The following is a 13870-nucleotide window of genomic DNA, read 5'->3' as shown; positions in this document are numbered from 1 at the left end:
CTGGTCACCAGCATTGGCTACAAGGAAATGGGGCCCACGGTGGCGCTCAACGAGACCATCATCATGCTGGTGGTGCTGGCCCTGATTGACGTCGTCATGATCTCCAATTTATTAATCATGGTGATTCTGGGTGGCTACGACACCTTTGTCAGCCGCATGAACATTGAAGGCCACCCCGATGAGCCAGAATGGCTCAGCCACGTGAACGCCTCGGTGCTCAAGGTCAAACTGGCCACGGCCATCATCGGCATCAGCTCCATTCACCTGCTCAAAACCTTCATCAATGCCGACAATTACTCTGAAAAAGTCCTGATTGCCCAAACGGCCATTCACATCACCTTTTTACTCTCCGCCATGGCCATCGCGTACACCGACCGACTGATGTCGCGCACCCAAAACGAAAGTCATTAAATTCATGTCCCACCCTTTTGCACTCTCCCTTCTGGCGCTCACCGCCGCGCTGACCTTGACGGCCTGCAACGAGGCCAAAGACACCCACCCTGACAAACCCGTCACCAAGCGCAACGCCATCTTCAAGCAATTCACGCGCACGCTGGAGCCCATGGGCCTGGTGGCGCGCGAGCGCCAGGACTACAACAAACGCGAGTTTCTGGCCAGCGCGCTGGAGCTGGAAAAAATCTCCACGCAGCCCTGGCCCCTGTTCACCGCCGACAGCAACTACCCACCGACCCATGCCAAGGGCGACGTCTGGAGCAAGTCTGGCGAATTCAAAACCGCCCAGGACAACTACCTGGCCACGGTCGGCGCCTTGGTCAAGGCGGCACAAGGCGGCGACATCGCGGTCATCCGCCCGGCGGTGAATGACGTGCAAAAAAGCTGCAAGTCATGCCACAACGCGTTTCGCAACGACAGTTAACAACCAAGCGGTGCTGACGAAAACCGGGCTCAGCGCGGGCGCAGGGACAGCAGCACGGTCGCCAGCAACGCGCTCAGCAGCGAGCCGGTCAGCACCCCGAGCTTGACCTGGGTTTCGTAGGCCGCGTCCAAACCTTCAAACGCCAGCGAGCCTATGAACAGGCTCATGGTGAAACCCACCCCGCACAGCACGCACACGCCAAAAAACTGAGACCAACTGCTGCCCGCTGGCACTGAAGCGCTGCTGAAACGAATCAGCAACCACGAGGCACCAAAAACACCACACGCCTTGCCCAGTACCAGTCCCGCCACAATGCCCAGCGGCACCGTTTGCGTCAGCGTGGCCAGCGTCACGCCGTGCAGCGACACGCCCGCGTTGACAAAGGCAAACATCGGCAAAATCAAAAAAGCCACCCACGGGTGTAAGGCATGCTCGGCTTTTTTGAGGGGCGAGCCACCTTTGCCGTTCGACAACGGGATGGCCAGCGCGGTCGCCACGCCAGCCAGCGTCGGATGAATGCCCGACTTCAGCACAAAAAACCAGATCACCAGTCCCACCATTACGTACGGCGCAATCGCCATCACCCGCAGCCGGTTCAACGCCCACAACACCAGCACCCCGGCGCCAGCCGCCATCAGCATGGTGGGCGACAACTCGGCGGTGTAGAAAAAAGCAATCACCAAAATCGCGCCCAGGTCGTCAATGATGGCCACCGCCGTCAAAAAGACCTTGAGCGAGGCTGGCACCCGGCTCCCGAGCAGCACCAGAATGCCGAGCGCAAATGCAATATCAGTAGCCATCGGAATGCCCCAGCCGCGCAAGGCCACCGGGTTGCCTACATTGACAGCGGCATAAATCAGGGCAGGCAGCACCATGCCGCCCAGCGCCGCGCCTGCGGGCAGCAAGGCTTGCGCGGGCGAGGCCAACTCGCCTTCCAGCAGCTCGCGCTTAATCTCCAGCCCCACCACAAAAAAGAACACCGCCATCCACAAATCATTGACCCAAATCAGCAGTGGCTTGGTCAAATGCAGCCAGTTGGCCCCCAGCTGCAGCCCGCCCGGAATTTGCAAAAACTGCTGGTACGCGCCCTGCCACGGCGAATTGCTGATGATTAAAGCCAACAGCGCCGCCACGGCCAGCAGCACCCCGCCGATGGATTGCGAATGAATGAAATGCGAGACGTTGCGGCGAATAAATTTGATCATCGAAGGCGGTGCTGGATCGTCAGCCCCCGTTAGGTGGCGTTGGTTAAACTCGCAGCCATTGTCACCCTTCAGTCAATCCCCCGAACCCCTGAGGTATCACGCCACCATGACTAACATCCGCCAAGCCGACCTGATCGAATCCGTTGCCGCCGCCCTGCAGTACATCAGCTACTACCACCCGGCCGACTACATCGCCCACCTGGCCCGCGCCTACGAGCGTGAACAAAGCCCGGCCGCCAAAGACGCCATCGCGCAAATTTTGACCAACAGCAAAATGAGCGCCACCGGCCACCGCCCGATTTGCCAGGACACCGGCATCGTCAACGTGTTCCTCAAGGTCGGCATGGACATTCGCTGGGAAGGCTTCACCGGTAGCCTGGACGACGCCATCAACGAAGGCGTGCGCCGCGCCTACAACCACCCCGACAACACGCTGCGCGCCTCGGTCGTGGCCGATCCGCAGTTTGACCGCAAGAACACCAAAGATAACACCCCGGCGGTGATCTTCAGCGAGATCGTGCCCGGCAACACCCTCGAAGTGACGGTGGCGGCCAAAGGCGGCGGCTCCGAGAACAAAAGCAAGATGTACATGCTCAACCCCGGCGACTCGGTGGTTGACTGGGTGCTCAAAACCGTGCCGACCATGGGCGCGGGCTGGTGCCCACCCGGCATGCTCGGCATCGGCATTGGCGGCACCGCCGAAAAAGCGGTGTTGATGGCCAAAGAAAGCCTGATGGACGACCTGGATATGTACGAGCTGCAAGCCAAAGCCGCCAGCGGCGCTGAGCTGACCAAAACCGAAGCCCTGCGCCTTGAGTTGTTCGAAAAAGTCAACGCCCTCGGCATTGGCGCGCAAGGTTTGGGCGGCCTCACCACCGTGCTCGACGTCAAAATCAAGATGTACCCGACGCACGCCGCCAGCAAGCCGATTGCAATGATCCCCAACTGCGCAGCCACTCGCCACGCCCACTTTGTGATGGACGGCAGCGGCCCGGTCTACCTCGACCCGCCCTCGCTCGACCTGTGGCCCGATGTGCAGTGGACGCCTGACTACGTCAAGAGCAAGAAGGTCGACCTCAACACCCTCACCAAAGAAGAAGTGGCGAGCTGGAAACCGGGCGACACCTTGTTGCTCAATGGCAAGATGCTCACCGGCCGCGATGCCGCCCACAAGCGCATTCAGACCATGTTGGCCAAAGGCGAGAAGCTGCCGGTCGACTTCACCAACCGCGTCATTTACTACGTTGGCCCGGTCGACCCGATCAAGGGCGAAGCCGTCGGCCCTGCCGGTCCCACCACCGCCACCCGCATGGACGATTTCACCGAGATGATGCTGGCCCAAACCGGACTGATCTCGATGGTCGGCAAGGCCGAACGCGGTCCGGTTGCCATTGAAGCCATCAAAAAGCACAAGAGTGCCTACCTGATGGCCGTCGGCGGCGCCGCCTACCTGGTCAGCAAAGCCATCAAGCACGCTCAAGTGGTGGGCTTTGCCGACCTCGGCATGGAAGCCATTTACGAGTTTGACGTGGTCGATATGCCCGTGACCGTGGCGGTTGATTCAGGCGGCACCAGTGCCCACATCACCGGCCCGGCCGAGTGGCAAAAACGCATCGCCACCGGCGAGTTCAAAGGCATCACCGTCGCCGGCCAGTAAGCGGCAGGACGCCCTTTGAGGTCAGCGCCGCCCTTGCTCAAACGCCCCATCGGGGTGTTTGACAGCGGCATTGGCGGCTTGAGCGTGCTCAAAGCCTTGCGCGCCGAGCTGCCCTTTGAAGACTTTGTCTATGTGGCCGACAGTGGCCACGCGCCTTATGGCGAGCGCGAGGCGTCGCATGTGCTCCAGCGCTCACGCCTCATCACCGGGCATTTGCGGGCCCAGCACCAGATCTCGGCGCTGGTCATTGCCTGCAACACCGCCACCGCCGCCGCCATCCACTGGCTGCGCCAGGAGCACCCTGGCTTGCCGATCATCGGTGTCGAGCCGGCCCTCAAACCAGCCGTGCTACAGAGCCAAACCAAACGTATCGGCGTCATGGCCACCCGCGGCACGCTGGCCAGCGCCAAATTTCGCGCCCTGCTCGAATCACTGGCCGGGCAAGCCGACTTTATTTGCCAACCCTGTGATGGCCTAGCCGATGCCATCGAACACGACGACACTCCTAAAATAAGAGCACTCTGCGCAGACTATACGGGGGCTATAGGTCAATTTGGCATAAATAAAGGCCAAGTCGACACACTGGTGCTGGGCTGCACGCACTACCCGTTCGTGCGCGACATTCTGGCCAACGCCGTGGGGCCCGAGGTGCAGCTGATCGACAACGGCGAACCCGTGGCCCGCCAAACGCGCCGCATGCTGGCGAGTCTGGCCACCAGCGACCAAGCGGGCGAGTGCGTGCTGCTCAGCACCGGCGACCCCAAAAACCTGCAACTCGCCGCACATCGCTGGCTCAAACTAGACATCCCTGCCACGGCCCTCACCCTGTAAACGGCGATTGAAATGCGCTCGGCATGGTGCGCTTTGACAAGGGATAATCTCCCCCCATGAATCCCCTGCTCTCCCACCTTCACCCCTACCCCTTCGAGCGGTTGCGCGAACTGTTTGCCACCGTCACCCCCGACCCGGCCTTGCGCGCCATCAGTCTGGGCATGGGCGAGCCCAAGCACGCCACGCCTGCCTTCATCCAGCAGGCGATGATCGCGTCGATCACCAGCACCCCCAGCGGCCTCTCCAGCTACCCGGCCACCGCTGGCGAGCCCAAGCTGCGCGACGCTTTTGTTGCCTGGCTCAAAACCCGCTACGCGCTGGACGTGAACCCCACCACCCAGGTCTTGCCCGTCAACGGCTCGCGCGAAGCCCTGTTTGCCCTGACGCAAACCATCGTGAAACCCGCGCCCGCTGGCAGCCCGGCCGACCAGGCGCCGATCGTGGTCTGCCCCAACCCGTTCTACCAAATCTACGAAGGCGCGGCGCTGCTGGCCGGCGCCCAGCCTTACTTTGTGCCGAGCGACCCGGCGCGCAATTTTGCACAGGACTGGGACAGCGTGCCTGAGTCCGTGTGGGCCCGCACCCAGTTGCTCATCACCTGCTCACCCGGCAACCCGACCGGCGCCGTGATGCCCTTGAGCGAGTGGAAGAAGCTCTTTGACCTGAGCGACCGCTACGGCTTTGTGATTGCCTCCGACGAGTGCTACAGCGAGATTTACTTCCGCGACGAGCCGCCCCTCGGAGGCATGGAAGCCGCCGTCAAACTGGGCCGCACTGACTTCAAGAACCTGATCTCCTTCACCAGCCTGTCAAAGCGCAGCAATGTGCCGGGCATGCGCAGCGGTTTTGTGGCGGGCGACGCCGCCCTCATCAAACCCTTTTTGCTCTACCGCACCTACCACGGCAGCGCCATGAGCCCGGTGGTGCAAGCCGCCAGCATCGCCGCCTGGCGCGATGAGGCGCACGTCGTCGACAACCGCAACCAGTACCGCGCCAAGTTTGCACAAGTCACGCCCTTGCTGACCGGGGTGCTGGATGTGGCGCTGCCCGACGCCGGCTTTTACCTGTGGGCCAAAATCAAGGGCAATGACGTCGACTTTGCCCGCGACCTGTACGCTCAATACAATGTCACCGTGTTGCCGGGCTCGTATTTGGCCCGCGAAGCGCTAGGCGCCAACCCCGGCGAAGGCCGCATTCGCATGGCCTTGGTGGCCGAGACTGCAGAATGCGTTGAAGCGGCCCAGCGCATCGTCCAGTTTGTTCAATCCAGAGCCTGACTCTGACCCTTTTTATAAATCTTCAAGAGACTTCTCCATGACCCAACAACTCCAAACCATCCTCGACACCGCCTGGGAAGACCGCGCCAACATCTCCATGGCCAATGCCACCCCGGAACTGCTGGACGCCGTCGAGCACGTCATTGCCCAACTCAACTCGGGCCACCTGCGCGTCGCCACCCGCGAGGCCGTGGGCCAGTGGACCGTGCACCAGTGGATCAAAAAAGCCGTGCTGCTGAGCTTTCGCCTGAAAGATAACGAACTCATGAAAGCCGGTGAGTTGGGCTTTTATGACAAAGTACCGACCAAATTTTCTGGCATGACCGAAGCCGGCATGAAAGCCACCGGCATTCGCGTGGTGCCCCCCGCCGTGGCGCGCCGCGGCAGCTACCTGGCCAAGGGCGTGATTTTGATGCCCTCGTTTGTCAACATCGGCGCTTATGTCGACGAAGGCACCATGGTCGACACCTGGGCGGCGGTGGGCTCTTGCGCCCAGATCGGCAAAAACGTGCACCTGAGCGGCGGCGTTGGCATTGGCGGCGTGCTGGAGCCCATGCAGGCCAACCCCACCATCATCGAAGACAACTGCTTCATCGGCGCCCGCTCCGAAGTGGTCGAAGGCGTCATCGTCGAAGAAAACTCGGTGCTCTCCATGGGCGTCTACATCGGCCAAAGCACCCCTATTTACAACCGCGCCACCGACACCGTGAGCTACGGCCGCGTGCCCAGCGGCTCGGTCGTCATCAGCGGTACGCTGCCCAAAGACGGTGGCAAATACAGCCTGTATGCGGCCATCATCGTTAAAACGGTGGACGCGCAAACCCGCGCCAAAACCAGCCTCAATGACCTGCTGCGCGACTGAGATTTTTCTCAAACCACACCTTCACTGACCACAGGGGCGCAACGATGGCAACCAGCAACGTACCGGGCACGATGGAGCGGATTCTTCGCTTGATGAGCGAGAAAAAAGCCTCCGACGTTTATCTGTCAGCCCATTCCCCGGCCCTGATCCGCATCAACGGCCAATGCGTGCCCATCAACAGCCAGGTGCTGCCACCAGATGCCCCACTCAATCTGCTGTCCGAGATTCTGCCGCCCGCCCGTATTGAAGAGCTCGAAGAATTGAACGAGCTCAACATGGGCTGGGGCATGGCGGGTGTGGGCCGGTTTCGCATCAGCGCCATGCGCCAGCGCGGCTCCATCGCCGTGGTCATTCGATTCATCTCGATGGACATCCCGCCGCTGGCCACGCTCTCGGTGCCCATGAACCTGGCGGACCTGGTGATGGAAAAGCGCGGCCTGATCCTGATGGTGGGCGCCACCGGCGCTGGCAAAAGCACCACGCTGGCCGCCATGCTCGACCACCGCAATGAGAATGCCACCGGCCACATCCTGGCGATTGAAGACCCGATTGAATTCCTGTTTAAAAACAAGCGCTCGGTGGTCAACCAGCGCGAGGTCGGCAGCGACACGCAATCAACCCAAGTGGCCCTCAAAAACGCCCTGCGCCAAGCCCCGGATGTGATCATGATTGGCGAAATCCGCGACCGCGAAACCATGTCAGCCGCCATCTCCTACGCCCAGTCCGGCCACCTGTGCCTGGCCACGCTGCACGCCAACAACAGCTACCACGCGCTCAACCGCATTTTGAGTTTTTACCCGGTTGAGGTCCGCCCCACCATGCTGGGTGACCTGGCCGCTGCCACCAAGGCCATCGTGTCGCAGCGCCTGCTGCGCACCACCACCGGCGGGCGCACCCCCGCGGTGGAGATCATGCTCAACACCACCCTGGTGTCCGAGATGATCACCAAAGGCGACTTCATTGGCGTCAAAGAAGCCATGGAAAAATCCATGGCCGAAGGCGGCCAGACCTTCGAGCAAGACATTGCCCGGCTGGTGCTTGAAGGCACGGTCGACCGCAAGGAAGGCCTCGCCAACTCCGACTCGCCCACCAACCTGATGTGGCGCCTGCAAAACGACTTCAACGCCCGCGCCAAACCAGTCGAGCTGGCCGAAGACCCGGATGACACCCCCTCGTTCACCGAAATCACGCTGGACGTCACCCACTGATGAACCGCACCCTGCACCTGACCGAGCAACTGATCTCACGCCCCTCCAACACCCCAGACGACGCCGGTTGCCAGGCCATCCTGGCTGCCCGCCTTGCACCGCTCGGCTTTGTGATCGAGACCCTCGTCAGCGGCCCGGACCACTTCCGCGTCACCAACTTATGGGCAAAACGGGCTGCAACCCCCGTCGTACCTGCACAAGCAGCTACTGAATTGATAGTATTTGCCGGCCACACCGATGTCGTCCCCACCGGCCCGCTCGACCAGTGGCAGAGCGACCCCTTCACGCCCACCCACAAAGACGGCAAGTTGTATGGCCGCGGTGTGAGTGACATGAAGGCCTCATTGGCCGCGTTTGTGGTGGCGGTCGAAGAGTTTGTGGCAGCGCAGCCCGACACCGCCTTGTCGATCGGCTTCCTGATCACCAGCGACGAAGAAGGCCCGGCCAATGACGGCACCGTCATCGTCTGCGACCTGCTAAAACAGCGCGGCGAACGGCTCGATTACTGCATCGTCGGCGAACCCACCTCGCTGGAGCGCACCGGCGACATGATCAAAAACGGCCGTCGCGGCACCATGAGCGGCAAGCTCACGGTCAAAGGCGTGCAAGGCCACATCGCTTATCCGCACCTGGCCAAAAACCCGATTCACCAGTTGGCGCCCGCCTTGGCTGAACTCGTCGCTATTGAGTGGGACCAGGGCAACGCCTTCTTCCCTCCGACCTCGTGGCAGGTCAGCAACATCCACGGCGGCACTGGCGCCAGCAATGTCATCCCGGGCGAGGTCGTGGTTGATTTCAACTTCCGCTTTTGCACAGAGTCCACGCCCGAAGCGCTGCAAAACCGCCTGCAAGCGGTCTTGCTCAAGCACGGTCTGGACTTTGACCTGAGCTGGACCATCGGCGGCCTGCCCTTTCTCACCACCCCGGGCACGCTGGTCGATGCCGTGGTGGCCGCCATCAAGACCGAGACCGGCCTTGACACCGTGCTTTCCACCACTGGCGGCACCAGCGACGGCCGCTTCATTGCCAAGATTTGCCCTCAGGTGATCGAGCTCGGCCCCCCCAACGCCACCATCCACAAGATCGACGAACACCTGAACGTGGCCGACATCGAACCCCTCAAAAACATCTACCGGCGTGTGCTGGAAAACCTGAACGCGCGCCTGACCCCATGACCCTTCTTGAACTTATTGAAGCCAGCGCCCAGCAACTCACCGATGCGAAAGTTGCGTTTGGCCACGGCACCACCAACGCCTTCGACGAAGCCGCCTGGCTGGTGTTATGGCAACTCGGCCTGCCACTCGACACCCCGCTGGACGACGCCACCGACGACCTAAACCTTATAGCCAATCAGCCTGTAACCCCCGAGCAGCAAGCACAAGTAGCTACTCTTTTAATAGCGCGCATCACATCCCGCAAACCCGCCGCTTACCTCACCCAAGAAGCCTGGTTGCAAGGCGTGCCGTTTTATATCGATGAACGCAGCATCGTGCCACGCTCGCTGATCGCCGAACTGCTCGTGAGCGGTGGCATTGATTACTGGCTCAGCGCCTCTACCCAGCGTGTGCTCGACCTCTGCACCGGCAACGGCAGCCTGGCCGTGCTCGCCGCCATGGCCTACCCGGATGTGACGGTGGATGCCTCGGACATCTCACCCGAGGCGCTGGCCGTCGCGCGCATCAACGTGGACAAACACGGATTGCAGGATCGAATCACGCTGCTGACCGCCAATGGACTGACCGGCGTCAACGGCCCCTACGACCTGATCGTGTGCAACCCGCCTTACGTCAACGCCCAAAGCATGGCCGCCCTGCCCGCCGAGTACCACGCCGAACCGGCACTGGCGCTCAGCGGCAACGCCCTCGGTGGCAGCGACGGCATGGACTTCATCCGCCAATTACTGAAGGATGCCCCACAGTACATGACCGAAAAAGCCGTGCTGGTGCTGGAGATTGGCAACGAGCAAGCCCACTTCGAAGCGGCCTTCCCCACCTTGCAACCCATCTGGTTGGAGACCAGTGCCGGCGAGGAACAAGTCTTGCTGCTGACCCGTGCCGCCCTGATAGCCTAAAATCAGGGTATTCCCGGGTCGGTCATGGCGGATTAACTCCGCTACCCAGACCAACCTGCGCCCCACAATGACTGCCAGATCCGATCCGGCATGTCATTGCGACATGTCATCCCAACTGAAACGATTCCCGTGATTACTCTTAAAAATGTCATCCTGCGCCGTGGCGCCAAAGTGCTGCTTGACGGTGCCACTGTCACCATCAACCCGGGTGAAAAAGTCGGTCTGGTCGGCCGCAATGGCGCCGGCAAATCGTCCTTGTTTGCCCTGCTCAATGGCACGCTGCATGAAGATGGTGGCGAGTACTTCATCCCCAGCCAATGGCGCATGGGCCAGGTCGCGCAGGACATGCCTGAGACCGATCAATCGGCCACCGACTTTGTAGTCGACGGCGACGTCAACCTGCTGGCTGCGCAAAACGAAGTGACCGCCTCCGAGGCCACCGACGACTACGACCGCATGGCCCACGCCTACATGGCGCTGCAAGACGCGGGCGCCCACGACGCCCCGGCCCGTGCCCAGGCGCTGATTTTGGGCTTGGGTTTTTAAAACTACCGAACTCACCAACCCGGTCAACAGTTTCTCCGGCGGCTGGCGCATGCGCCTGCAACTGGCGCGCGCGCTGATGTGCCCGTCCGACCTGCTGCTGCTCGACGAGCCGACCAATCACTTGGACTTGGACGCGCTGGTGTGGCTCGAAGCCTGGCTCAAAAAATACGAAGGCACCATGGTCGTCATCAGCCATGACCGGGAGTTTTTGGACGCGGTGACCAACGTCACGATGCACATTGATATGGGCAAGCTGGTGCGCTACGGCGGCAATTACAGCAAGTTTGAAGACATGCGCGCCGAGCAGATGACGCTGCAACAAAACGCCTTCTCCAAACAGCAAGACAAAATCGCCCACCTGCAAAAGTTCATTGCCCGCTTCAAGGCCCAGGCCAGCAAAGCCAAGCAGGCGCAAAGCCGGGTCAAGGCACTCGACCGCATGGAAAAAGTGGCCCCGCTGCTGGCCGAAGCCGACTTCACCTTCGAGTTCAAGGAACCCGCCAACCTGCCCAACCCGATGCTGTCCATGTCCGGCGTCAGCTTTGGCTACCCCGCGCCGGAAGGCTCACCCGAAGGCACGCCGCCCACCATCATTGTCAACAACGTCAGCAAGTCGGTGTTGGCGGGTCAGCGTATCGGCATTTTGGGCGCCAACGGCCAGGGTAAATCCACACTGGTCAAAACCATCGCGCGTGATTTGCAGGCCATTGGCGGCGAAGTCACCGAAGGCAAGGGCCTCAACATCGGCTACTTTGCCCAGCAAGAACTCGACGTGTTGCGCCCCGCCGACTCCCCGCTGGAGCACATGATCCGCCTGGTGCGTGAAATGACTGCTGCCGGAAAAATCGCCGGTCAGCAGACCCGCGAGCAAGACCTGCGCAGCTTTTTGGGCACCTTCAACTTTGGCGGCGACATGGTCAAGCAGGCCGTGGGCAGCATGAGCGGCGGTGAAAAAGCCCGTCTGGTGCTGTGCATGATCGTCTGGCAGCGCCCCAACCTGCTGCTGCTCGATGAGCCTACCAATCACCTCGATTTGGCCACCCGAGAAGCGCTGGCCATGGCCCTCAACGAGTTTGAAGGCACCGTCATGCTGGTCAGCCACGACCGGGCACTGCTTCGCGCCGTGTGCGACGAATTCTGGATGGTGTCGCGCGGTGGCGTCGAGCCGTTTGACGGCGATCTGGACGACTACCAGCGCTACCTGCTGGATGAAGCCAAGCGCCAGCGCGAAGCCATCAAGGAAGCCAACAACGCCGCCGCCAAGGCCGAACGCAAAGCCCAACTGGAGGCGGCTGCCGCCCCCAAAGTCAAAGTCAAGGTCAATTCCACCGGCCTCAAGCGAGAGCTCGAAGTGATTGAGGCCCGCATGACCGTGCTCAACGGCGAAGGCGCAGCGTTAGAGGGCCACCTGAACAAGGCCGTGCATGCGCACGACATTGCCGAGTTTGGCAAGGGCCTGAAACTCGTCAACGACGAACTGCAAACGCTGGAAGAGCAGTGGCTCACGGTGTCGGGCAAGATGGAAGCGGCTTAAGCGGAACTGATTCAATACAGAATTTTATTTACAGATATCCCAATATCCGTTAGTTGCATATCGTCCATATAATGGACAACATGCTATCCATACTATTCAAGTCGCCGTCGGATATTCTGGAAGAACTAGGGGAGCGGGCGAAAACAGCGCGGCTGGTGCTTGGCTGGACCAGAAAGACGCTCGCCATGAAATCAGGCATCCCTGAACCAACCATCAAGCGATTCGAGCTGACCGGCCAAATCGGCACTGCAGCCTTGCTCCATATTGCTCTGGCTCTCGACATGGTGGAGGGTTTGGAATCGCTGTTTGCACCCAAACCGCTTAACTCAATGGCTGAAGTCACCGCCAAAACGAGAAAACGGGGCCACCTGTGAGCAAGTCAACCGCGCCACATACAACGCAACTCAAGGTCGAACTGGGCGGGCTTCGCGTGGGGGTGCTGGCCCAAAGTAGTGATAAAAAAATCTGGTTTGAATACGACCCAGGCTGGATGGCCTCAGGCTTCAATCTGGCCCCCAAGACCATGGCGTTCGAAGCCAAAGCGCAGCTAGCAAAAGGGGATGAGTTCGGTGGCCTGCACGGCGCCTTTTCTGACTCTTTGCCGGATGGCTGGGGCTTGCTGCTGATGGATCGCGAATTCAAACGCCGATTCGATTGGGAACCTCATCAAATCACCCCTCTGGATCGACTGGCCTACATCGGTTCAAGGGCCATGGGCGCGCTTGAATACGCGCCCATCTATGGGCAAGAACCGATCACCGATGAGCTTGACTTGGGTGCACTGGCCAAGTCGGCTGAAGCGGTCCTTCAGGGCAACGTCGACGACGTCCTTCAACAACTGAAAATCCAGGGCGGCTCACCGGGTGGCGCCAGGCCCAAGGTGACAGTTGCTCGCAGTGATGCATCGTCAAAATACCTGTCAGGATTTCAAACCTTGCCCGAAGGCTACTCACACTGGATTGTCAAGTTTCGATCCCGGGAAGACCCCAAGGACATGGGGCGAATCGAGCGTGCCTACGCTGAAATGGCTGGCTTGGCGGGTGTTCTGATGCCGCGAACTGACCTGATTACGGTGGAACAAAACCACGAGCGTGAAGACTACTTTGCGGTTGAGCGGTTTGACCGATTTGGCCGCAGCGGCAAACGCCATACGCTGTCATTGGCGGGGCTGCTCTATGCCAACTTTCGGCTCCCCTGCATGGACTACGACGCGGTTCTGGCGACCGTCAGAGGCATCACGCAAGACCAAACCGAAGTTGAACGAGCCTACCGTTTGATGGTTTTTAACGTACTGGCCCACAACAAAGACGATCATGTTAAAAATTTCGCCTTTCTCCAAGACAATCAAGCGGGTTGGCGCTTATCGCCCGCTTTCGACCTCACCTTTAGCACCGGCATGGGTGGGGAGCACACAACGGCTATCCATGGACAAGGAAACCCCGCTCTCGAACACATCTTGAAAATCGGCCGCAAGCATCACATCAAAACGGCTGTGTCGATCGTCAGTGAGGTTCGATGCGCGGTCTCACAATGGCCCACATTGGCGAAGAAGTGGGACGTCACAGCAAAATCAGCTTCGCTAATTCAGAAGGCACTTGCGGCCATAGATAAAAAGTTTGAATAAAAACTTGTCCAGTCGTTAAAAAGCCCGCAGCAGCGGGCTTTTTAACGGGTCAAAAGAGTCAGTTACACCGCCGCTGGCGCATTCTCCAGGGGGCGGAAAGAGCGGTCGCGGTGGTCGGGCACCTCTTCCTGCATCACTTCCAGCACATCAATGTGAACATGGTTGTTGTTGTTCAAAA

12 protein-coding genes and 1 pseudogene are annotated in these 13870 nt (G+C 60.4%); 12 read left to right on the top strand and 1 reads right to left on the bottom strand.

The features are described from left to right. Positions 1 to 411 (top strand): YqhA family protein (locus WCG50_RS12920; protein ID WP_336900013.1); only part of this gene is annotated, 411 nt, incomplete at its 5' end. A gap of 4 nt (positions 412 to 415) precedes the next feature. Further along, the gene (locus WCG50_RS12915) at positions 416 to 877 is read left to right on the top strand and encodes a cytochrome c (RefSeq protein ID WP_336900012.1); all 462 of its coding nucleotides are present in this window, start codon (positions 416 to 418) and stop codon (positions 875 to 877) included. Between the two features lie 29 nt (positions 878 to 906). On the opposite strand, the gene nhaA is transcribed toward WCG50_RS12915, so the two are convergent. Beyond that, on the bottom strand, positions 907 to 2082 hold the full coding sequence (nhaA, locus tag WCG50_RS12910) for a Na+/H+ antiporter NhaA (RefSeq protein WP_336900011.1): 1176 nt from the start codon (positions 2080 to 2082) through the stop codon (positions 907 to 909). 106 nt (positions 2083 to 2188) lie between these two features. On the opposite strand from nhaA, the gene WCG50_RS12905 reads away from it, so the two are divergent. From WCG50_RS12905 to WCG50_RS12860, 10 genes and pseudogenes are all read left to right on the top strand, one after another. Then, the gene (locus WCG50_RS12905) at positions 2189 to 3739 is read left to right on the top strand and encodes a fumarate hydratase (RefSeq protein ID WP_336900010.1); all 1551 of its coding nucleotides are present in this window, start codon (positions 2189 to 2191) and stop codon (positions 3737 to 3739) included. 33 nt (positions 3740 to 3772) lie between these two features. Further along, the gene (murI, locus tag WCG50_RS12900) at positions 3773 to 4570 is read left to right on the top strand and encodes a glutamate racemase (RefSeq protein WP_336900009.1); all 798 of its coding nucleotides are present in this window, start codon (positions 3773 to 3775) and stop codon (positions 4568 to 4570) included. A 56-nt stretch (positions 4571 to 4626) separates the two neighbouring features. Further along, positions 4627 to 5847 (top strand): succinyldiaminopimelate transaminase, encoded by a 1221-nt coding sequence (dapC, locus tag WCG50_RS12895; protein WP_336900008.1) that lies wholly within the window; start codon positions 4627 to 4629, stop codon positions 5845 to 5847. A 37-nt stretch (positions 5848 to 5884) separates the two neighbouring features. Next, positions 5885 to 6709 carry a 2,3,4,5-tetrahydropyridine-2,6-dicarboxylate N-succinyltransferase gene (gene dapD / locus WCG50_RS12890; protein ID WP_336900007.1) on the top strand — a complete coding sequence of 275 codons (825 nt, stop codon included), beginning with the start codon at positions 5885 to 5887 and terminating at the stop codon, positions 6707 to 6709. A 44-nt stretch (positions 6710 to 6753) separates the two neighbouring features. Next, complete coding sequence (locus WCG50_RS12885; protein ID WP_336900006.1) at positions 6754 to 7917, top strand: PilT/PilU family type 4a pilus ATPase; 1164 nt, start codon at positions 6754 to 6756, stop codon at positions 7915 to 7917. Then, positions 7917 to 9092 carry a succinyl-diaminopimelate desuccinylase gene (gene dapE, locus WCG50_RS12880; RefSeq protein WP_336900005.1) on the top strand — a complete coding sequence of 392 codons (1176 nt, stop codon included), beginning with the start codon at positions 7917 to 7919 and terminating at the stop codon, positions 9090 to 9092. Before WCG50_RS12885 ends, dapE begins: the two co-directional genes overlap by 1 nt. Continuing rightward, complete coding sequence (gene prmB, locus WCG50_RS12875) at positions 9089 to 9988, top strand: 50S ribosomal protein L3 N(5)-glutamine methyltransferase (protein ID WP_336900004.1); 900 nt, start codon at positions 9089 to 9091, stop codon at positions 9986 to 9988. Before dapE ends, prmB begins: the two co-directional genes overlap by 4 nt. 129 nt (positions 9989 to 10117) lie before the next feature. Then, positions 10118 to 12068: pseudogene (locus WCG50_RS12870) on the top strand (ATP-binding cassette domain-containing protein). Positions 12069 to 12139: 71 nt separating this feature from the next. Beyond that, positions 12140 to 12442, top strand: a complete 303-nt coding sequence (locus tag WCG50_RS12865; RefSeq protein ID WP_336900003.1) for a hypothetical protein — start codon at positions 12140 to 12142, stop codon at positions 12440 to 12442. Next, a complete protein-coding gene (locus tag WCG50_RS12860) occupies positions 12439 to 13692 on the top strand; it encodes a type II toxin-antitoxin system HipA family toxin (protein ID WP_336900002.1) in 1254 nt (417 codons plus the stop codon). The genes WCG50_RS12865 and WCG50_RS12860 overlap by 4 nt, the downstream gene beginning before the upstream one ends. The last annotated feature ends 178 nt before the right edge of the window (positions 13693 to 13870 follow it).

The organism is Rhodoferax sp., assembly GCF_037143375.1.
Classification (GTDB): Bacteria; Pseudomonadota; Gammaproteobacteria; order Burkholderiales; family Burkholderiaceae_C; genus Rhodoferax.
This window is presented reverse-complemented; position numbering and strand designations above follow the sequence as displayed.

Excerpts from the sequence above, each read along its gene's own strand:
- WCG50_RS12905 (WP_336900010.1), top strand. The coding sequence starts at position 2,189 with ATGACTAACATCCGCCAAGCCGACCTGATCGAATCCGTTGCCGCCGCC.
- dapD (WP_336900007.1), top strand. The coding sequence starts at position 5,885 with ATGACCCAACAACTCCAAACCATCCTCGACACCGCCTGGGAAGACCGC.
- dapC (WP_336900008.1), top strand. The coding sequence starts at position 4,627 with ATGAATCCCCTGCTCTCCCACCTTCACCCCTACCCCTTCGAGCGGTTG.
- WCG50_RS12865 (WP_336900003.1), top strand. The coding sequence starts at position 12,140 with ATGGACAACATGCTATCCATACTATTCAAGTCGCCGTCGGATATTCTG.
- nhaA (WP_336900011.1), bottom strand. The coding sequence starts at position 2,082 with ATGATCAAATTTATTCGCCGCAACGTCTCGCATTTCATTCATTCGCAA.
- prmB (WP_336900004.1), top strand. The coding sequence starts at position 9,089 with ATGACCCTTCTTGAACTTATTGAAGCCAGCGCCCAGCAACTCACCGAT.
- WCG50_RS12885 (WP_336900006.1), top strand. The coding sequence starts at position 6,754 with ATGGCAACCAGCAACGTACCGGGCACGATGGAGCGGATTCTTCGCTTG.
- dapE (WP_336900005.1), top strand. The coding sequence starts at position 7,917 with ATGAACCGCACCCTGCACCTGACCGAGCAACTGATCTCACGCCCCTCC.
- WCG50_RS12915 (WP_336900012.1), top strand. The coding sequence starts at position 416 with ATGTCCCACCCTTTTGCACTCTCCCTTCTGGCGCTCACCGCCGCGCTG.